Source organism: Thalassobacterium sedimentorum (assembly GCF_031127905.1).
GTDB lineage: Bacteria > Verrucomicrobiota > Verrucomicrobiia > Opitutales > Coraliomargaritaceae > Thalassobacterium > Thalassobacterium sedimentorum.
Map to the genome: position 1 here is coordinate 15,864 of NZ_JARXIC010000023.1, position 19,986 is coordinate 35,849.

The following is a 19,986-nucleotide window of genomic DNA, read 5'->3' on the forward strand; positions in this document are numbered from 1 at the left end:
CATCTATAGTGAAAAAGCTCACCTATATCATCATCTTCGGCGTTACGGCTTTAATCGTATTAGGAAGCCTACGTTCCTTTAAATCTGATTCTATATTCGACATAGAAAGCTTCGCCGAGCTACCAGTGCAAGTCGGAGGACGAATCAAACCACTTGATTCGGTAGCCCGTAACACCTTGCTACTACTTTCAGGGCGCCAAAAAGTAATCACTGCAGATGGTGAAACACTCAGCCCAATTGAATGGTTTATGGACCTGACCATGCGTCCTGAGATCGCTGACAACTATCCAATTTTCAAAATCGAGTTTCCAGACGATCTCGGACTCGCCGGACTCGCCAAACCGGGAGAGCGCTACTACTCCTTCAACGACTTACTCCCTTTTTCAGAGGAATTGCGTCGCTTACACAGCGAAATCAACCCTGAACCCAAAAAACGCAGTCCTTACGAAAATCAGATCGCAGACATCAACGAAGGCCTCATGCGTTACCATCGCGTAATGCACTCGCTACATCCCATCGGTAGCGCTGAACGCTTGGACAACCTAGACGAAGAGTATCAAAGCTACACTTTAATGATTGCTCCCGGCATGGCCGAATTACGCAAACAACAGGCCGGTGAACCCTACGACGCTGCACGCTTGAATACATTTATCACCTTTGCCGATGACTACCTAAAGCTGTCTCAAACCGCAATGCTTCGAGTGGTACCGCCCCCCGCTCCAATTGATCCGATGGAAGACTGGAAAAACATCGGGCTTGAATTGCTCGATGTAATGAAGGGCGATCCGCTCAGTCCCTACGTGACCAGCTATGCAAGCCTAACCATGAGCTACCGCGCGAACGATGCAGCTGCTTTTAACCAAGAAGCATCTGAACTACGCGAACGCTTCAAAGCTGACTTCCCGGATGCCATCGGACGCGTGCATTTTGAGCGTATGTTCAACGCCTTCCAGCCCTTTTACATCTCCATGCAACTCTATGTATGGGTCTTTCTGATCGTTTGCATCTCTTGGCTACGCTGGTCGCAGCCACTGGGCACAGCTGCGTTTTGGGTCATCGTTGTCGCTTTTGCCATTCACACCTTTGGCCTACTCTCCCGGATGTATATCCAGGAACGCTATGGGGTATTTGTGACCAACCTCTACTCCTCTGCCGTCTTTGTCGGCTGGGGCGCGGTGCTATTAGGCGCATTGATTGAAAAATTTTACAAAAATGGCATCGGCGCTGCCATGGCTTCGCTAGTCGGCTTTTGCACACTCATTGTAGCACACCATCTCTCAATGAGCGGAGACACGCTCGAAATGATGCGAGCAGTATTGGATTCCAACTTCTGGCTCGCAACACATGTGACTGTCATCACCTTTGGCTATTCTGCAATGTTTCTCGCCGGAGCACTCGCCCTAATGTTTGTCATCTTCGGCGTCTTCAGCCGGAAATTCAACAAGGATACGGCTCGCTCACTCAGCGCAATGGTCTATGGCATTACCTGCTTCGCCACGCTCTTTAGTCTCGTCGGCACCATTCTAGGCGGTATCTGGGCCGACCAAAGCTGGGGACGCTTCTGGGGCTGGGATCCTAAAGAAAATGGCGCCCTCATGATCGTCGTCATGGGCGCAATCTTCCTGCACGCGCGCTGGGGCGGCATCTGTCGCGAGCGCGGTCTCATGTCACTCGCCATTTGTGGTAATATCATCACGGCTTGGTCCTGGTTCGGCACTAACTTACTTGGAGTCGGCTTACATTCCTACGGTTTTACGGATAGCGGATTCTATTGGTTGCTCATATTCTGGACTAGCCAATGCATCTTCATCGCCACCGCATTGCTGCCCTGGCGCTTCTGGCGCAGTGAATTCGGCCAAGCCAACTATCGTAAACAGCGTAAAGATATTCTCACTGCGGCCGAAGGCGCTTAACTCGCAGGCAACAAACTCAGAGAAGCCCCCACTCGCACTCGTCCAGCACGAACAATTGAGCAGAATATACCACGCAGACGTAGCGAGCGATTGGCCTCTGCACGGACACACCTAAAGGCATCAACACCGAAGCGTTGAACAAATTTCCCACAGGCATCGTTCTCCACATCGCTCACTTCAAGCACGGCTTCATCAATTTGTAGACGCGCACCTGGTGGCAAAGCAGACATCGATAGGTTCAGGTCGGTATAAATATTATCCCCACAGCGAAAGACATCGCCGGGCTCCGCCCCTGTAAAGCACTGCATCACCCGCGTATTTGTGAGACTCACCTGCACCCGCGGATCCGCACGACCATCCGGTAAACGCAGCCAAGCAGTCTCAGACCAACGATCTCCAAGTATCCCACGCTGCACGTCCAGATAAAGTTCATCCACTGACTCATGCACTCCTTCCACTGGACGATTCACCAGAAAATCCACGTGCCCTGATCCTACCCGAGCGGCGCCAGCCCAGCGAACTGCATCCATAAATCTAGTATTCATCTACCATCCTCCACATCAACTTCGAATCCTGATCCAAGACCTTATAAACACAAGTTCATCAGCCGAATCCACAAACTTATTCACAGCTTACTCACATTCAAGACGACCTACTTGTTCACAGACTTATTCACATCCAGTCACAACAGCCAGCACTCGCCAAGCACAACAATACAGCAGCAGACACGCCTACGCCCTAGGGTGCGCTTGCCGATGTGCTTCTTTCAGGCGCGCGATCGAAACATGAGTATAAATTTGAGTCGTTGATAGATTCGCATGCCCCAACAGTTCCTGCACCGCACGCAAATCAGCTCCTCCATCAAGCATATGAGTCGCAAAGGAGTGACGCAACTTATGCGGGGTCATATCCAACGGTAACTCCGCAGCAGTCAAATGGGTCTTAAGCAGTTTCTGAATTTGCCGCGGCTCCATCCGACGCCCGGCACGCGTACACACCACTGGTGCATCCAACGCGGCTTCCAGATCAAAACGTTGCACAAAAATTCGCAGGCACTGTATAGCAACCGGCCCTAAGGGGCAAATACGCTCCTTTCGACCCTTGCCCAGCACACGAGCCACACCTTGCTCAAGATCGATTCGCCCGTGATTGAGCCCACAAAGCTCACTCACTCGCAGCCCTCCACCATACAGTAATTCCAAAATTAAACTATCTCGAAAGGCTTCGTATTCTCCAAGTTTACCGTCTTTCCAAAGCAAAATTGGCGCATTCAACAAAGCCCGCATCTGCATCTCAGTTAAAAACTTAGGCAAGGGCTTATCAAGCTTCGGCAAACTTAAGCCAGTTAAAGGATTATTTCTAACCAACTCTTGTTGACGTAAATACAGATAAAAGGCACGTAGGCCGGACACTTGATTATGTAAGGTACGACGCGCCTTAAAACGGCCAGCTTCAACCAAATAGGAACGCACCTGAATCGGTGACACTAACTCAAAATCATCTTGCCACTTACCAATTTGCTTAAGATGAGCAACAAATTGCTCAACTGCTGTACGATAATTACGTAAGGTGTATCCCGAAACCCGACGCACATGTGCCAGATGGTCACAGAATTCAGTGAGATGTGGAATCGCTGTTGGCATACGTAGAAAAGGGTCCACTTAATTATATGGATCTAAAGTGACTGACTCAACCCCACAGAGTACAAACATCAGCAGTTAGCAGTATAGATAGCACAACTCTCAACGAACTACTTACCCAACTTGAAACGTTCGATCACTTCTTCAGCAAAATAACGATATGCATGCGCACCGCTGCTATTAGGCTCATATTCGAAAATAGATTGGCCAAAGCTCGGCGCCTCACTCAGTCGAATAGAGCGCGGAATCATACTGCGAAAGACTAATTCATCAAAGTGATTACGCACCTCACCGACCACTTGCTGGCCCAGATTCGTGCGTTGGTCAAACATCGTCATCAAAATACCACCGAGCTCCAGCCCCTCATTTACGCCCGCCTCGCGCAGCTTATCCACAACCTTCAGGATTTGCCCAAGCCCTTCCATGGCCAAATATTCACATTGTAGCGCAATGATTAAATAATCAGCCGCGGCGAGACTATTCATCGAAAGCATACCAAGCGCCGGCGGGCAATCCAACACAATGGCGTCGTACGCATCCGACTCGCGTAGTGGACGCAAGACCTCACGCAGTTGTACTAAATAATCATCTCGCTGGTACAATTCGATTTCGATTGCAGCCATATCCACCTCCGAAGGTATCATGAACAGGCAATCGTTAGCACCGACTGGTTGTACTCGCTCCAAGGCCCCGCCCTCTCCACACAACGGTCCATAAAGACTACCACCTTCGAGCTTCTCCAACCCGAGGCCGCTGGTCGCGTTCGCCTGAGGATCAAGGTCTACGAGCACAGTACGCACGCCCTTTTCCGCGAGTGCATAGCTAAGGTTAATAGCGGTCGTCGTCTTACCGACGCCGCCTTTTTGATTCGCAATAGTAAATACGGTGGCCGACATAAGATACTGTTGATAGACGATGCAGGTATCTCGTCGAGAAGAAAGGCAGGATACGAGCACCCAGACACTACCTTAACCCGAGCTCTAATGAGACCGAAACCTGTACAAACAATTCGAATCGATCACTCACGACACTTCCGCCACGACCGGATTGCGCAAGGTTCCAATACCACTAATCTCAATCGCAACATCATCCCCTGGCTTTAAAAAACATTGTGGATCCGCCGCGACTCCCACACCTGGCGGCGTCCCAGTCAAAATCACCGTCCCCGGTAACAAGGTTGTGCTCCCGCTTAAAAACGCAATCAACTCAGCCACACTAAAAATCATGTCCCCCGTATACGACTCTTGGCGAATCGCACCATTCAAAATGGTACGAATCGGTAGAATCTGTGGATTCGGAATACGATCCGCCGTCACTAAAACAGGCCCTAAAGGGCAGAAAGTATCAAAACTCTTTCCCTTTACCCATTGACCACCCCCATAATCCTTTTGCCAATCACGCGCACTCACATCGTTCGCACACGTGTATCCCAGCACATAATCGAGCGCATTTTCAGCGGCAACATTCTTGCAAGTCCTCCCAATCACTACAGCGAGCTCGCATTCATAATCCACCTTGTCACTATGCAGATGTCGCGGCAGTATTATTGGACAGTCCGGATCCAGCACAGAACTGGTGCTTTTCATAAAAACAACTGGGTACTCTGGCAACTTCGCCTTCATTTCGACAGCATGTTCACGATAATTTAAGCCAATCGCATAAATCGCACTCGGCACAACCGGCGCCAATCGACGCACAGGCTGTAACAATTCGGCCCCCTCAGAAAACGAGCCATACAAATCGCCCTGCAAGCGAAAAACCTCATCGCCCACCTCGCAACCATAGCAAATTAAACCATCCCGAGTCTGCACACGTACTATATTCATAGTTCACCAAAATCAATTGATCTCATAAGATCGCAAATTTTTTCTTGCTTTGCTGCAAAGTACCACCTTTATTCCCGCCCTTTCGTATGGATTACGGGGGCTTAGCTCAGTTGGTTAGAGCGCATCCTTGACATGGATGAGGTCGCAGATTCGAATTCTGTAGCTCCCACCATGCTTCGCTCTGCGAGCTACGCATGGCACGCCAAAGTAGCTCGCAGAGCGAAGCATACCCATCCTAGTCCGGAAGACAACCGTGCCCTACGCAGCATTTAAGCGATGCGGGAAGCAGGACGAGAAGTGCTGGAATCGAAACCGAAAATTTTGACAAGCCACTAAGGCCACACCACAGTGCCTCCCATGCGACAAATCAAAGCACTCATTTATGCACTCCTTGGCGGTATGGTCGCATGGGGCTACTGGCAAAGAGGCAGTACCGCGATGAGCATCTTCATCTGCCTATTTACTCTCGCGATGATTGCACTCACACTTTCTACAATTGGCCGTATGCGCATCAGTTGGAACCATGAAGGTATCACACTGGCCGCGTTTCCCAAGAAGCCCAAACTCATTCGCTGGCAGGAATTAGACAAGATCTCCCTCGACCACCTCGGCTACCATATTAGTGCTTCCAGCGGTCGCTTTAAAATTCGTAAGAAATCGATGCCCGATGATCTATTAAAGCGCATTAAGGAAAGCATCCGTATGAATCAGAAGAACCACCAAACTGGATCATAATACGGCCATAGCAGTAATCCTAACACTGACTACACCACGCACCCCACTCCACTCATTAAGTGGTTCATTCGTTCACACAGGCAGGTGGCATACCCGTCACTTCTTCAAAAATAGAGGGTTCATCCTCAAAGACCTTCAACTGCTCAACCAAAGCAGCCTGGGCAGGCGCACAAGTCAGAAAAAGCTCCGCACCATCAGCACTCTCCAAGCCCATCCATAATTTCACTTCACTGTAGTGCTGAAGCAACCATCCCAGCGCTTCATGCATCGCAGCTCCATCCGTAGGCAATTCATAAAAATCTGCCTTACGATCACTATGTGACCAGATGACTGTGCTTGGGTTATCCATTTTGCATGAGGCCACGACAATGGCCCGTTTCAATATAATGTAGCATCAAAGTTACTGACAAGCATTCCAATAAAATGACGTCAGCTTCAAACTTTTTTCACAAATTGACCGTAATAATTATTCGACGATAGCGATTCGCTTAATCACCTCTGCAGCAAGAAAAAAACCAACAGTTCCCGTCAGATAAGTCGCTGAACCAAAACCTGTGTCACAATTCAAACGATAATCCTCCCCCACCTCACGCTCGCAACTCACAGAGCCATCCGACATCGGAAATACAGGCAACTCTTCCGAATACACGCAATCGACCTTAAATTTCTGCCGCTTGTATTTAGGAAAGCCATACTGCTGACGCAAACGCTTACGTACTTGCAATAGGAGTGGATCGTTAATCGTACGCGCCAAATCACATATACGTACACGGCTAGGATCTATACAGCCCCCCGCACCACCGCAAGTAATCAACTTGCGCTCGCGCTTACGCGCCTCTGCAATCAAATAGCACTTATGCTTAGTACTGTCGATCGCATCAATAATGTAGTCATAACTAGGGCGCAACAAGCGCTCTGCTGTCTTCTCGGTAAAAAAGACCTCCTCGACTGTGACTACACACTCTGGAGCAATCCGGCTAACCCGCTCGGCCAGAACAATCGCTTTCGAACGCCCCACCGCACCATCCAGAGCATGAACTTGCCGATTCACATTACTCAGGCAAACTTCGTCCATATCAACCAAAGTCAGCGCGCCAATTCCCGAACGGGCAAGGGCCTCGACTACCCAGGAACCCACACCGCCAAGGCCAATCACGCAAATATGCGCCCTGCGTATACGCGCCAGGCCGGCCGCTCCATATAAACGGCCAATTGCACCAAATCTTATTTCGTAGTCAGACATCTCCAGAGAACTTAGGCGATAAAACTTGGAAGATGAAAGTTAGAAGTTAAAAAACTCTTCACTCTACCTCCCACACACTCCACTCTGTGTGCCATGGCTAAATTACAAGACATCGTCGCCTTCTGCGACCAACGCACCCGTCAATCTGAGATCAAAGACTTCGATGGAGCCTACAATGGTCTCCAAATCGAGAACAACGGTATCGTCAAAAAAGTCGGCGCCGCAGTCGATGCAGGTCAGCTACCCTTCGAAAGTGCCATCGCCGCAGACATTGACTTCCTCATTTGTCATCATGGTCTTTACTGGACGGCACCGATTCCGCTCACAGGAAGCAACGCACGTAAGGTCAAAACAGCCTTTGATGGTAATCTAGCCATATATGGCGCGCACTTACCACTCGATTGCCACCCCGAAATAGGCAATAATGCCCTGCTGGCCAAAGAGCTAGGCCTCAAGAAAATTGACACCTTCCTGAACTATGAGGGCAACGATATGGCGACCGTCGCACTCGGCCCCATGGGCGGACGTCCTGAGATTTCAAAAAAGTTACAAGCCTTATTTCCACAAACGTATCACGCCATCGAATACGGCAGCGAAAAGCCAAAACGCATCGGTATACTAACTGGTAGCGGACAAAGCGCAGTGCCCCACATGCTCGCGAACGGCATCGATACGCTCATAACTGGGGAATTGCGTCAACATCACTTCAATATGGCGCAAGAGCTCGGACTGAATCTCTACCCCTGCGGTCACTACGCGACTGAAGTCTTCGGAGTCAAAGCGCTCGCAGCAGAAGTTGCCTTCAAGTTCCGGCTCGAATGGCAATTTATTGAACAGCCTTGTCGCCTCTGATTTGAAGCATGATAAACCTTCCCTAGAATTTCCCCCTAAGATTTTGGATCGAACATTTGCATAAACAGCAAATATTCGAGCTCTAGGTTTGCCATCCCCCCAGAAAAGACTAAGCCTTTTACCCTAAATGAAGAAAACGGGTAAGATCGATTCAAGCGGCAACTCCATGCTCCTTCGCGCATCCGCAAAGCGCCTGTTCGAGAGCTTAATGGAACAGACAGCCGATCGCATCTATATCAAAGATAAGAAGAGTCGCTTCATTGCCGCTAGCCAGGCCCTCGCAGAGATGCATGGCTACAAGAACCGTCACGAGTTAGAAGGACTAACCGACTTTGACCTCTTCACGCACGAGCATGCACAGCAAGCCTTCGACGACGAAAGAGAAATCCTTCGCACAAAAAAATCGATCATTAATAAAATCGAAAAAGAAACTTGGCACAATCGAGAAACAACTTGGGTCTCTTCCACTAAGGCCCCCCTCTATCTAAGCTCTGGCAAACTAGCCGGTATCATCGGCATCTCACGCGATGTCACAGCCGAAAAATTAGCCCAACAAAAATTAGCCGACAGCGAACAGAGGCTACGCGAGCAAAACAAAATCATGCGCTCCGACTACGAGAGCGCAATGAAGGTTCAGAGCGTCATGATTCCCGGGCGCGTACCTCAAATAAAGAATGTCGATATCGCCCACCTCTGGAAACCCATGAACATGGTAGGCGGCGACATCATAAATTTCCCACGCAACCCCAGCAATTGCCTGCTATTCTTTATGGGAGACGTTTGTGGCCATGGCGTCGCCGCAGCATTCTACACAGTACTCATTAAATATCTAACTGCCCACAGTGCAGAAGTTTACAATGACAACCCGCGTGATTTCTTAAACTCAGTCAACGAAGGTGTCACAGGACGTATCCAATGCGGTTTTATCACAGGTTTGGCAGGTCATTTTGGAGCACGTCAAAAAGATGGCAGTCGCAAATTAATTCTTTCACATGCCGGGCACAAACAAGTGCTCATTTATCGTAAAAAAGAAGGCAGTATTGAACTCATAAATCTCCCCAACGGAACCGTCATGGGCATCCCCGGAACGACAGCCTCTCAATCCAAAGCATTCGATCTGCATATTGGTGACCGTTTCTATGCCTTTACCGACGGCATCATCGAGGCCTCCAACCTCGATGGTCAAGAATTTGGTATTCGGCGCGTGATTCGGCGCTTCGCCGAACTATCGACACAGCCCATCGACACAACAATCAACACGCTTTACAAAGAGGTAACCCAATACACTCAAGCCCCGGATCAACAGGACGACATCACCATCCTCGGCTTCGAATTAAACTAAAGCCTTGCCAACAGTCTATAAGCCTCTGGCCGACGCATTTACGCACTGATCCACCACACTCAAGATATAGGCCGCCGCGGTTTCCGCCCGCAGCACATTTCGGCCGAGGCGCACGGGTACAAAGCCTGCCTCGGCTAAGGCGGCATACTCCTCAGCGGTGAAATCCCCCTCGGGGCCGACTGCCACGACCACTTCTTGCAGCGCGCCAGCCGCGTCCAATACCTCGCGCAGAGGCCGACTGCCTGCTTCCAAACTGGCGACCACCCGCAAACTGTCCTCCCCTCGCGGCTCATCTCGCAGCCAATCCCCCAAAGAAATCGGCGCCGCCAAGTCGGGTAGATAGCCCAAGCCGCACTGCTTGCAGGACTCGATCATCGTCACCCGCCACTTCTCCACTTTAGAGAGCAGCCGCTCGCCCTTGATCTGCACATCGCCCTGATGCGTAAAAACCGGCTGCACCCGCGCAGCGCCGATCTCGGTCGCCATGCGCAAGATTAGGTCCATCGTCTTCCCCTTGGGAATCGACTGCAGCAAAGTCACACGCGGCATCGGCGGCGCATCGCGCACAATCTCGTCCACTTCAATTCGCACCGCTTTGGCATCTGTAGCCGCAATGCGCCCCCAATAACGCGTGCCACGACCATCCAAGACCTCCACCGTCTCGCCCACCTTTGCCCGAAAAACCCGCACCAAATGATGACTCTCCCGCGCGTCCAATGTTAATAAATTGGACTCCACAGAAGCTTCAGGGAACAAAAAGGATCGATAACGTGCCATACTTCAAAGCTGGAAACTCTCTCACTTCTTTGCAACTCATTCAGTTTCCCAGTTGTCGATTTGCCCACAATCGCTTTGCTGATCCTCAAACCACTCAATTTCTTAATTCTTATTTCTTAATTCCAATTTCCATGCATCCCTTCCTGCAAAACGACTTCCACATCAAGTGGTCCACACTCACCCCCTCACACATCGAGGCCGACATCACTAAAGCACTCGACGAAGCCCAGGCCGCCGTTGACGCCGTCGCGAGTCAGACACCGCCCTTGAGTTACGCCAACACCATCGCCGCACTCGACGACGGCTTGGAAACACTCAACCATGCTTGGGGCCTGGTCAGCCACCTCGACTCCGTCGCCAACAGCCCGGAACTACGCGAAGCTCATAATGCGATGCTACCCAAGGTCAGCGAGTTCTTTGCCAGCATCCCGCTCAACGAAGCACTCTGGGGCACCCTCAAAGCCTATGGCACACAAAGCGAAAGCGAAACACTCAGCCCCACCAAGCGACGCTACATTCAAGAGACACTCGCCGATTTCCGCGAGGCGGGCGCCGACCTGCCGCCCGAGCAAAAGAAGCGTGCCGGAGAAATCCAAAGCGAACTCGCCAAGCTCACTCAGAAATATTCAGAAAACTGCCTGGATGCCACCAACGCCTGGGAGAAAATTGTCACCGACAAGGAACAACTTTCGGGTCTACCGGAATCCGCACTGGATGCCGCCCGCCAAAGCGCCGAGCAAAAGGGCACAGAAGGCTGGCGCTTCACGCTACAGGCGCCCAGCTACATCCCTGTCATGACTTACGCGGATAGCGATGCCCTGCGCAAGGAGGTCTGGCAGGCCTACGCCGCCATTGGCCGCGAAGGCGAACACGACAACCGCGAACTGGTCCGCCAAATCCTCGACCTGCGCCACGAATTTGCCCAACTCGTCGGTCAGGCAAATTTCGCCGATCATGTCACCGAGCGCCGCATGGCCGCCTCCGGGAAAGCCGCACTCAGCTTCGGCGACGAAATCTTCCAAAAAGTCCGCAAACAATTCGAACAAGAAGCCGAGCAACTGCGCCAATTCAAAGCATCTCTTAACTCCCCACTCCCCACTTCCGATTCCCCACTTCTTCAGCCCTGGGAAGTCGGCTACTGGGCGGAAAAGCAGCGCAAGGCCAACTACGCCTTCGACGAAGAAGCCCTGCGCCCCTACTTCCCGATCGACCGCGTCATCAGCGGCATGTATGAAATCGCTCAGAAAATCTTTGGGCTGCGCATTGAGGAACGTCGAACATCGAACGCCCAACATCGAACATCGAATAAGGAAGAACCCACACTCGACGTTCAGCGTTCAACGTTCGATGTTCAATGTTCAACCCAAGGTTCGGCTCCGGAGGAGCCGCAGACATGGCACCCCGAAGTTAAATTCTACGATCTTTTCGACTCGGAGACTGACGAACAACTCGGCTCGTTTTACGCCGACTGGCACCCGCGCGAGTCCAAGCGCGGCGGCGCATGGATGAACTACCTGCTCACCGGCAACCGCGACAGTTCTGTGGGCCCACGCACGCCGCACCTCGGCCTGATCTGCGGTAATCTCACACCCGCCGTCGGCGACAAGCCCGCACTGCTCACTCACCGCGAAGTCGAAACCATCTTCCACGAATTCGGCCACCTGCTGCATCACCTTTGCGGCGAGGTCGAAGTTAAGTCACTTAATGGTGTCAATGTGCCATGGGACTTTGTGGAACTGCCCTCACAGATCATGGAAAACTGGTGCTGGGAGCGCGAGAGCCTCGACCTTTTCGCTCGTCACTACGAAACAGGCGAGCCGATCCCGGAGGAACTCTTCGACAAGATGCTGGCCGCGCGCAACTACATGAAAGCCAGCGCCAACGTGCGTCAGCTCGCCTTTGGCAAGATGGACTTGGAGCTCCACATCCACTGGCCAGAGTCCGCCAAGGAAGACCTCGACGCCTTCGTCGAAAACGTGCTCACCGGCTACAGCGCGGAATACAAGACCAAGCCCAAGAGCAATGTCTTCAACTTCAGCCACCTCTTCAGCAGTCCGACGGGCTACGCCGCCGGCTACTACAGCTACAAGTGGGCGGAAGTTCTAGACGCCGACGCCTTCACCCGCTTCCAGCAAGAAGGTATCCTCAACGGCGAAACTGGCCGAGACTTCCGCAACAAAATCCTAGCCAAGGGCAACTCCGAGGACCCCGCCCAACTCTACAAGGACTTCATGCACCGCGCCCCCGATCCCGACGCCCTCCTACGCCGCGACGGATTGCTTTGAGTTCATTCATCACTAATCAACGAAGACTTCACCAGGAGCGACCACAAGCTGTTATGGCGAAATAGGCTCTTTTTCGAATTTTTCACCAAAGATTCGCTCTTCATGAAAATGCACACCCAATACACTGACAGCACAGCGCCACCGTGTTTCGAATGTGAGAGTGGCGCACTACGCCCGATTCAAAAAGACTACATAACGCAACTCAAAGGACGCAACACGATCACGATCAAGAAAGTGCCTATGCTACGCTGCGACCAGTGCGGTGACACCGTAATCGGCGGTGAAGGTAACGATCAGATCGAAAATGAACTCCGAAGAATCTAAGAGCGCTCTAAAGCAGAGTGTTTTAACACTAAAAAACCTGCTTACGACGGATTTCTTCCTCACTACGCGCACGCGCGCGGCTTTGCTCCAATAGCACCTCCTGCATTTCTTCAGAAAACTCTTCGCGAAACTGGGCGTACTCTTCTTCAGAGTCAAAAGCAGGGACGAAATCACCTGCGAGGTCCGGGACGATAACCATGTCAGTCATAAGCTTTCCTTTAGTTGATTTGGCGTAAATTGCTCACGTAGAGAGCATAAGATGTAAAATTTTGCAAGTTTGATTTAATGAGTTTTTCTGGACCGTTCAGCGACGAGCCTAAATCAAAAATCAGCTTCTCAGGCAAATGACAAGCAACCAAGCCAGAAGTTTCATATCCATTCCTCGTGGCATCCCAAATAATTTCGCCCAGCACCTTGCGCTGCTCAAACAATCCCGGCGTCGAGAGTTCACAGACCCAAATAAAATGTGGCATCGGCAAATAACGATAAACCTCTGCCACAGAGGAATGCCCCATGCCTCGCTCCAAGATTCGCCCCTTAAAAGAAGTGCCAGTCGTTAAAAAGATGCGGAGCATCAGCGTTTCATTCTGCAGGGTAGGAGATTCGCTAATAAACTTTGCCAGCGATAGTTCGGCCGCTTTTCGAAATCCTTCTGGGCTCAAATAAACCTTATCCGGCAAAGGGGCGATAAAACTATCAATTTGACTAAACTCAAATCTAGAGTCGTTTGCCGATAATGCACCCCCTTGGCGTAGAGGCTGATAAGGAAAGGTATTATCGTCGCTGATCACAAAGCCTTGATTAAACTCAGACGAATAATGCAGGCGTTTATCATCCGCGATTAGCAGCGAATCAATATTAGAAAAATGACCAAAAGCTGAAATGACGTGTTGCGGCACCCCCACAAGGCAAGGAATCCCCGACTCGATATAAGTATATAGTAGGTGCTCAAACTGATCCTTATGCTGATCTCTCGAATATATTAATGGCTCAAAGCTATGCTGCCGAAGTGCTTCTGCCATTTGCCACATAGTCAAGCCATCGGACGGATACATGCGCCCAATCGAGTAATCTTTTGTTAATTGTCCGATCTGGAATGGGTGAATTTCTCCATACCGAGAGTATTGATTACTGAAATAACGAAGAACCGTCCAAAGGGCCGACTGCGCACATACCGTGACATCTGCATCTTGGCTAATAAACGGAAAGCCATGAACCTTTAGCGAAACCCCGAGTAAGTGAATTTCCTCAGTACAGGTTCGGATATGAGCTTCGCCCACTCGTGAATCAACAGGGCAGATTAAAGTTCGACCGACACAATTAGGCCGAGTCGGACGAATAACCGAATACCCTAAATAACTGCGCTGCATTCGCTCGACATCTGCCAATGCCGCCTTATCGAGCACTTCATTAAAAAAGTGAAGACGATTACAACGCGAATTCGGCGTTTGAAAACGCTTTGAATGGTAGTTCGAGAACGTATCGCGGTAGTCCTTATCAATGTAATGCCGTTCCACTAGAACCGTCTTCACTGCCCCGCAAAACGCCTTTTCAAGCTTAGCCAGCCCTCTTTTATCCAAATGTGGGGCAGCCACCTTTAAAACCTCAGGCCATTCACCACCATTCTCAAAGACCACAATGGGGAGCACGCCTGATTCATCGATAATCATATGACCGACAGTTCAACGCTTTGCCTAATTTCTTCAACTTTAATCGAACCGAGCCCACTCAGAAATAGTCTTGCGAAACACTGACTCGGTGGGCGAAATACAAATTTTCGCAAAATAGGCGCTTATATGCACAACATCTGCAACTTTTCTGACTGTCGAAAATACCGATATACGCTGCTGCATAAGTGGGATCCGCTCTTCGAGCGTCGACGTGCGCTGTTCATTTGCCTAAACCCGTCCACCGCGGATGAGAGCCATCTAGACCCCACACTCACGCGTATCAAATCCTTCTGCCAGCGCTTGGGTGCGAACGAGTTTTTGATGCTTAACATTTTCGCCTACCGCGCCACGGATCCGACAGCGATGCTGGCCGTGGCCGACCCGGTTGGTCCGAAAAATGATGCCTACATTCATGCCGCCATTCGAGAAGCCTACGAACTCAATGGCGGTCAGCTCGACATCATCGGCGGCTGGGGCAATCACGGCATCCATCGCAACCGCCAGGCCGCCTGCTTCAACTTGCTCCGGCCCTATCGTCAATGGCCTAACTTAAAAATTTCCTGTCTCGGCAAAAACGCCAACCAAGCGCCCAAGCATCCGCTCTACATCGCAGCTGACAAAGAATTTGAGCCGCTATAAATCGAGCGATGGCGATACAACTTCAGGAATTTGCGGAACAGGTCCTCTTCGGTACCAGCATCGAGGCAAAGCTCAGCTTTCCGCGCGAAGAGATCATCGACACCCTCCCTGGCGATCCAATCGTCACCCCGCGTCAGCTCACGCGTCCCCAACATCTATTGCTGCGCGACGACGGCGTGCGCGCCAAGCATCCGAGTCAGGCAAAACTGGTGGACGAAAAAGAGCGGGGCAAATTACTGCACTTTTTCGGCAATCATGAGCTGCTGGCCACCGAACTGATGGCACTGGCGATTTTGAAGTTCCCCGATGCGCCCGCGAGCTTCCGACGCGGCCTACTGGAAACCCTCAAGGACGAACAGATCCACACCCGCCTCTACATGCACCGCATGGAACAATGCGGTGTCGAGTTTGGCGAGCTGCCCCTCAACGATTACTTCTGGAAGAGTGTCTCCTCGATGGAAGATCCGCTGGATTATGTCACCCGCCTCTCACTCACCTTTGAACAGGCCAACCTCGATTACTCCCGCGAATATGGCAAAGTGTTCAATACCGTCGGCGACTCGGGCACCGCCAAAATTCTAAACAAAATCTACCAGGATGAAATCGAGCACGTAGGCTTCGGACTAAAATGGTTCCGCCGCTGGAAGGCCTCCGGCAAGACCGATTGGGAGGCGTATCGCGAACGCTTGATCTTCCCGCTCTCTCCCGCACGTGCCAAGGGCAACGACTTCAATGCCGCCGGGCGCCTCGAAGCTGGCTTGGATCAGGGCTTCATCCAGGACTTGAAAATTTTCCAACAATCGCGCGGCCGCACGCCTAACGTGTTGTGGTTCAACCCACAGGCCGAGCAATGCGCGGCAAGCAATCGTGTGGTTGCCCACCCAAAAGTCAGCCAACAGTTACAAAGTGATCTGGCCTTTCTGCCGGCTTACCTCTCACGTCAGGATGATGTACTGATCATGACACAGCCCCCCAGCGCTGAATTCCTCCGTCGCATTCAAGACTACGGCTTCCACCTGCCGGAAATCCATGTATCCGCACGCTCCACCGACGGCGGTGGCGAACGCGCGCCCAACCTCAAACGTAAGCTCGGCGAGCTGCGCCCCTGGGCATGGAGCCCCGACAGCCATGCTTTTTTTGAGCACTGCCTGCCGCACGTCGCCCACCCGCGTGCCCACGATGCACTGTGGAACAAGTCGCTACGCGCGCTCTACTCCAAGGCCTGGAGCGCACAGTGGGGCCAAGCCTTCGCAGCCGATCACCACGCGCTCGATTGGATCGCACCGGACTCCATCTATGGCCACGCAGTTCACAACTTCGAAGAGTTCACAGACGCCCGTAAACACTTCGCCGAAGGGGGCTACCCACACATCGTTTGTAAAGTCCCCTTCGCCACCGCCGCCCATGGCAACCGCTGCCTACTGGCCGACGAAGCGCTCTCCCCCGAGCTGTGCAAATGGCTGGAGACAGCCTGGCAACAGCAAAGCAGTGTCGTGGTCGAGCCCTGGCTAGAGCGTGTTTTCGACTTCTCCGTGCAATACGAAATGAGCGCCGAGGGCCTCAAGCACATCGGCTACGCTCGCATGGTCAACAACCCGCGCGGACAATTTCAAGGCATCTTGACCAATGCCTTGTGCAAAGGGCTCGCCCCCGAACTCGTTCGTTTCCTCATGCAACGAGAACCCGAGCAAGGCCGCCCCCGCGTCTTCCACCACTTCGAAACAAGCCTCGCTCACAGATTGGAAGCCGCGCTGCACGCCGCACAATTTCGTGGGCCCATCGGAGTCGACGCACTGCTTTTCCGTGATCACAGCGGACAACTACAAATCAAAAGTGTAGTCGAAATCAACCCACGCTTCACCATGGGCCGGGTCGCCCTAGAACTGGAGTCGCACAACGCGCCGCGCTCCGTCGGCTACTTTCAGATCATGACTCGCTCCCAATTGCGCAAAACCGGCAGTCGTGATTTCAAGCAGTGGGCCGCTCAACTCACCAGCACACATCCAGTGCAAGTCAGCGCACGCGCACAACCGCAGATCCGCTCCGGCAGCTTCCCGCTCAACGATCCCACAACCGCGCAGCAATTCCTAGCCGTCTATCACGTAAGAGAATCTATCCACGACCTACTCCAGCAGATCGGCCAGTAAATCACTCCCCATTTTAAGTGGTTTTAAGTAAAAAATACAGTATGGGTTTGATCTGTGCGCCATCGCCACTTTAGTCGGCGCGCATTAGAACGCGGGAGAATACGTGCACCTACCACAAATCGCACCTCCTGTGAACTAAGCTCGCCACACTATACCAATGACCACACGCACAGTTCGACCTTCCACAGGCCCTATTCTTAACAATCCAGATATCGTCCTCATCGGCGGCGGTATTATGAGCGCCACACTCGGCATCATGCTTAAGAAAATGAATCCCGACTTCACGATTCAAATCGTCGAGTCGCTCCCACGTGTCGCCTTGGAAAGCTCACATGCGTGGAACAACGCCGGCACCGGACACGCCGCGCTGTGCGAGCTCAACTACACGCCACAGAACGCCGACGGCAGCGTCGATGTCTCCAAGGCGATCAAAATCAACGAACAATTTGAGCACTCCAAACACTTCTGGGCCTACTTGGTCGAGCAAGGCGTGATCAAGGACCCCGGCGCATTTATCAAGCGCGTGCCCCACATGAGCTTCGTGCATGGCGAAAAGGATATCGAATTCCTGCGTCAGCGCTACCAAGCCCTCAGCGAGCAACACCTCTTCAACGAAATGGACTTCACCGAAGATCCAGCCACCATCGCAGAGTGGGCACCACTCCTGGGACAAGGCCGTAGCAATGCAGAGCCGATCGCCGTCACCCGAGTCGAGTCCGGCACCGACATCAACTTTGGCGCACTCACGCAGCAACTGATCGACTACCTCATTTCACTCGACGGCGTCGAACTCGCCATGCAGGCCCGCGTCACCGACATCGAGCAAAGAAAAGACGGCCGCTGGCGCCTAAAAATCGACAGCAAAAGCGAAGGCAAACGCAAGCTACGCGCCAAGTTCGCCTTCATTGGAGCCGGCGGTGGCTCACTACATTTATTGCAAAAGTCCGGCATCCCCGAGGGCAAAGGCTTTGGCGGCTTCCCTGTCAGCGGGCAATTTCTCGTTTGCAAAAACCACGACATCATCGAGCAGCACGCCGCAAAGATTTATGGCAAAGCCGCTGTCGGCGCGCCGCCCATGTCGGTCCCACACCTCGACACCCGCGTGATCGATGGTAAGAAAGCCCTACTCTTTGGCCCCTATGCCGGCTTCTCACCTAAATTCCTGAAAGAAGGCTCCATGCTCGACCTGATCAAGTCCGTGAAGCTCGACAACATTTTGCCACTGCTCGCGGTCGGTCGCGACAACATGTCGCTCACCCAATATTTGATCAACGAATGCCGCAAATCGCACAGCGACCGCGTCGAAGGCCTGCGTGAATTCTTTCCCGCCGCCAAAGAAGAAGACTGGATGCTGGTCACCGCGGGCCAGCGCGTGCAGATCATCAAGAAGAGCCCCGACAGCACCGGTAAACTCGAATTTGGCACCGAAGTCGTGGCCGCACAAGACGGCAGCATCGCCGCCCTGCTCGGCGCTTCACCCGGCGCCTCCACCTCTGTTTCCATCATCGTCGAAGTGCTCGAGAAATGCTTCCCAAAGGAGATGCAAACTGAAGCGTGGCAAAGCAAACTCACAGAGATGCTACCTGCACACGGCAAGTCTCTAGCCAAGGACGAAAGCACCTATCGCACGCTGCGCAAACGTGCCGACGCCGCTCTAGCGATCACGTAGGCCGGGGCCCTGCGGGCCAGTGAGGAGTCGAGAGTAGGAAGTGGGAAGAACCGCGCACGCTCCCCCCGGAACGAAGTTCCGAGGCCACGTATCCTCGATCCTCTGGATCGGGGCCGGCGGCCCTGCGGACCAGTGGGGAGTAGAGAGTGGGAAGTGGGGAGTCCAGCCACACGCTCCCCGGAACGAAATTCCGAGGCTACGTATCCTCGATCCTCTGGATCGGGGCGGGCGGCCCTGCGGACCAGTAGGAAGTTGAGAGTGCGAAGTGGGAAGACCCAGCAACACGCCCCCCGGAACGAAGTTCCGAAGCTACGTATCCTCGATCCTCTGGATCGGGGCCGGCGGGCCTGCGGGCCAGCTCCTTACATTTCATCCAGCAACGACTTTCGATACGCGCCAAAGCACTTCCAAAAGGCGTCGCTCTCCCAAGCATTCAGATCCGGAAAGCCGGGCACCATACTGCCCGCATAGGCCCAATCTTGGGCCGACTTCACAAGCTTCGCTCGCACGGGATTTTGACGCAAATAATTGCACGTATCGGCAAATGCATGCCGTTCTCGCGCCTCCTCGCGTAGCACATGATCATGCGGCTGCTTCACCCACTCCAAAGGTAAATAGCGCCGAAGAAACTTAGTCGCCTTCAGCTGATCACTGCGAGCCGCAGCCCCCACCCAAATCAAATGCAGGTGATCCGGCATCAGAACGTAACGCGCGCAGCCCAAATGATACCTCGCACAAGTGTGCAAAAGCGTTTCTCGAAACAGAGAATGAAACGCATCCCCCAACCAGCCCTGACGCCGGTCTTTAACTACATAGGTCCACATCACATGCGCCGATCCCTGATAAAACTCAGCTGGCAGTCGGGGGAGTCGGCGCTCATTCCACATAAGCCCAAACTACGAAAATTAACGCCATTAAGACAAG

At 52.5% G+C, this 19,986-nt stretch carries 19 protein-coding genes and 1 tRNA gene; 10 read left to right on the forward strand and 10 right to left on the reverse strand.

Annotated elements, in window-relative coordinates:
- Positions 1-8 precede the first annotated feature (8 nt).
- A complete protein-coding gene (locus QEH59_RS13150; protein WP_308985839.1) occupies positions 9-1,913 on the forward strand; it encodes a cytochrome c biogenesis protein in 1,905 nt (634 codons plus the stop codon).
- On the opposite strand, the gene QEH59_RS13155 is transcribed toward QEH59_RS13150, so the two are convergent.
- The 4 genes from QEH59_RS13155 to QEH59_RS13170 form a co-directional block, all read right to left on the reverse strand.
- A complete protein-coding gene (locus QEH59_RS13155; protein WP_308985840.1) occupies positions 1,910-2,458 on the reverse strand; it encodes an MOSC domain-containing protein in 549 nt (182 codons plus the stop codon). The genes QEH59_RS13150 and QEH59_RS13155 overlap by 4 nt on opposite strands.
- Before the next feature lie 186 nt (positions 2,459-2,644).
- Positions 2,645-3,556: a tyrosine recombinase XerC gene (locus tag QEH59_RS13160; RefSeq protein WP_308985841.1), complete on the reverse strand. Its 912-nt coding sequence runs from the start codon at positions 3,554-3,556 to the stop codon at positions 2,645-2,647.
- A gap of 107 nt (positions 3,557-3,663) precedes the next feature.
- A complete protein-coding gene (locus tag QEH59_RS13165) occupies positions 3,664-4,449 on the reverse strand; it encodes a ParA family protein (protein ID WP_308985842.1) in 786 nt (261 codons plus the stop codon).
- A gap of 126 nt (positions 4,450-4,575) precedes the next feature.
- Complete coding sequence (locus QEH59_RS13170; protein WP_308985843.1) at positions 4,576-5,379, reverse strand: fumarylacetoacetate hydrolase family protein; 804 nt, start codon at positions 5,377-5,379, stop codon at positions 4,576-4,578.
- Positions 5,380-5,474: 95 nt separating this feature from the next.
- On the opposite strand from QEH59_RS13170, the gene QEH59_RS13175 reads away from it, so the two are divergent.
- Together QEH59_RS13175 and QEH59_RS13180 are read left to right on the forward strand one after the other, a co-directional pair.
- Positions 5,475-5,551 (forward strand) — tRNA-Val (locus QEH59_RS13175).
- A 185-nt stretch (positions 5,552-5,736) separates the two neighbouring features.
- Positions 5,737-6,114 carry a hypothetical protein gene (locus tag QEH59_RS13180; protein ID WP_308985844.1) on the forward strand — a complete coding sequence of 126 codons (378 nt, stop codon included), beginning with the start codon at positions 5,737-5,739 and terminating at the stop codon, positions 6,112-6,114.
- A gap of 64 nt (positions 6,115-6,178) precedes the next feature.
- Here the strand turns inward: QEH59_RS13180 and QEH59_RS13185 are convergent, their stop codons facing one another.
- Positions 6,179-6,463 carry a hypothetical protein gene (locus QEH59_RS13185; protein WP_308985845.1) on the reverse strand — a complete coding sequence of 95 codons (285 nt, stop codon included), beginning with the start codon at positions 6,461-6,463 and terminating at the stop codon, positions 6,179-6,181.
- A 117-nt stretch (positions 6,464-6,580) separates the two neighbouring features.
- Positions 6,581-7,357, reverse strand: a complete 777-nt coding sequence (locus QEH59_RS13190) for a tRNA threonylcarbamoyladenosine dehydratase (protein ID WP_308985846.1) — start codon at positions 7,355-7,357, stop codon at positions 6,581-6,583.
- A 93-nt stretch (positions 7,358-7,450) separates the two neighbouring features.
- Here QEH59_RS13190 and QEH59_RS13195 point away from each other — a divergent pair, with 93 nt between their 5' ends.
- Together QEH59_RS13195 and QEH59_RS13200 are read left to right on the forward strand one after the other, a co-directional pair.
- Entirely contained in the window at positions 7,451-8,209 is a 759-nt protein-coding gene (locus QEH59_RS13195; protein ID WP_308985847.1) for a Nif3-like dinuclear metal center hexameric protein, read from the forward strand.
- Positions 8,210-8,336: 127 nt separating this feature from the next.
- Positions 8,337-9,551, forward strand: a complete 1,215-nt coding sequence (locus QEH59_RS13200; RefSeq protein ID WP_308985848.1) for a PP2C family protein-serine/threonine phosphatase — start codon at positions 8,337-8,339, stop codon at positions 9,549-9,551.
- Between the two features lie 15 nt (positions 9,552-9,566).
- Here the strand turns inward: QEH59_RS13200 and QEH59_RS13205 are convergent, their stop codons facing one another.
- Entirely contained in the window at positions 9,567-10,328 is a 762-nt protein-coding gene (locus QEH59_RS13205; RefSeq protein WP_308985849.1) for an RsmE family RNA methyltransferase, read from the reverse strand.
- 131 nt (positions 10,329-10,459) lie between these two features.
- Here QEH59_RS13205 and QEH59_RS13210 point away from each other — a divergent pair, with 131 nt between their 5' ends.
- The gene (locus QEH59_RS13210; protein ID WP_425609247.1) at positions 10,460-12,613 is read left to right on the forward strand and encodes a M3 family metallopeptidase; all 2,154 of its coding nucleotides are present in this window, start codon (positions 10,460-10,462) and stop codon (positions 12,611-12,613) included.
- Between the two features lie 102 nt (positions 12,614-12,715).
- Positions 12,716-12,937 carry a YgiT-type zinc finger protein gene (locus tag QEH59_RS13215; protein WP_308985851.1) on the forward strand — a complete coding sequence of 74 codons (222 nt, stop codon included), beginning with the start codon at positions 12,716-12,718 and terminating at the stop codon, positions 12,935-12,937.
- 28 nt (positions 12,938-12,965) lie between these two features.
- On the opposite strand, the gene QEH59_RS13220 is transcribed toward QEH59_RS13215, so the two are convergent.
- Positions 12,966-13,145, reverse strand: a complete 180-nt coding sequence (locus tag QEH59_RS13220) for a hypothetical protein (protein ID WP_308985852.1) — start codon at positions 13,143-13,145, stop codon at positions 12,966-12,968.
- 10 nt (positions 13,146-13,155) lie between these two features.
- On the reverse strand, positions 13,156-14,607 hold the full coding sequence (locus QEH59_RS13225) for a hypothetical protein (RefSeq protein ID WP_308985853.1): 1,452 nt from the start codon (positions 14,605-14,607) through the stop codon (positions 13,156-13,158).
- A gap of 126 nt (positions 14,608-14,733) precedes the next feature.
- Between QEH59_RS13225 and QEH59_RS13230 the strand changes: the two genes are divergently transcribed.
- The 3 genes from QEH59_RS13230 (at position 14,734) to mqo (ending at position 19,062) form a co-directional block, all read left to right on the forward strand.
- The gene (locus QEH59_RS13230) at positions 14,734-15,246 is read left to right on the forward strand and encodes a DUF1643 domain-containing protein (RefSeq protein WP_308985854.1); all 513 of its coding nucleotides are present in this window, start codon (positions 14,734-14,736) and stop codon (positions 15,244-15,246) included.
- Between the two features lie 8 nt (positions 15,247-15,254).
- Positions 15,255-17,393 (forward strand): DUF455 family protein, encoded by a 2,139-nt coding sequence (locus tag QEH59_RS13235; RefSeq protein WP_308985855.1) that lies wholly within the window; start codon positions 15,255-15,257, stop codon positions 17,391-17,393.
- A gap of 157 nt (positions 17,394-17,550) precedes the next feature.
- Positions 17,551-19,062 (forward strand): malate dehydrogenase (quinone), encoded by a 1,512-nt coding sequence (gene mqo, locus QEH59_RS13240; protein ID WP_308985856.1) that lies wholly within the window; start codon positions 17,551-17,553, stop codon positions 19,060-19,062.
- A 362-nt stretch (positions 19,063-19,424) separates the two neighbouring features.
- Here the strand turns inward: mqo and QEH59_RS13245 are convergent, their stop codons facing one another.
- Positions 19,425-19,949, reverse strand: a complete 525-nt coding sequence (locus QEH59_RS13245) for a hypothetical protein (RefSeq protein ID WP_308985857.1) — start codon at positions 19,947-19,949, stop codon at positions 19,425-19,427.
- Between the last annotated feature and the right edge of the window lie 37 nt (positions 19,950-19,986).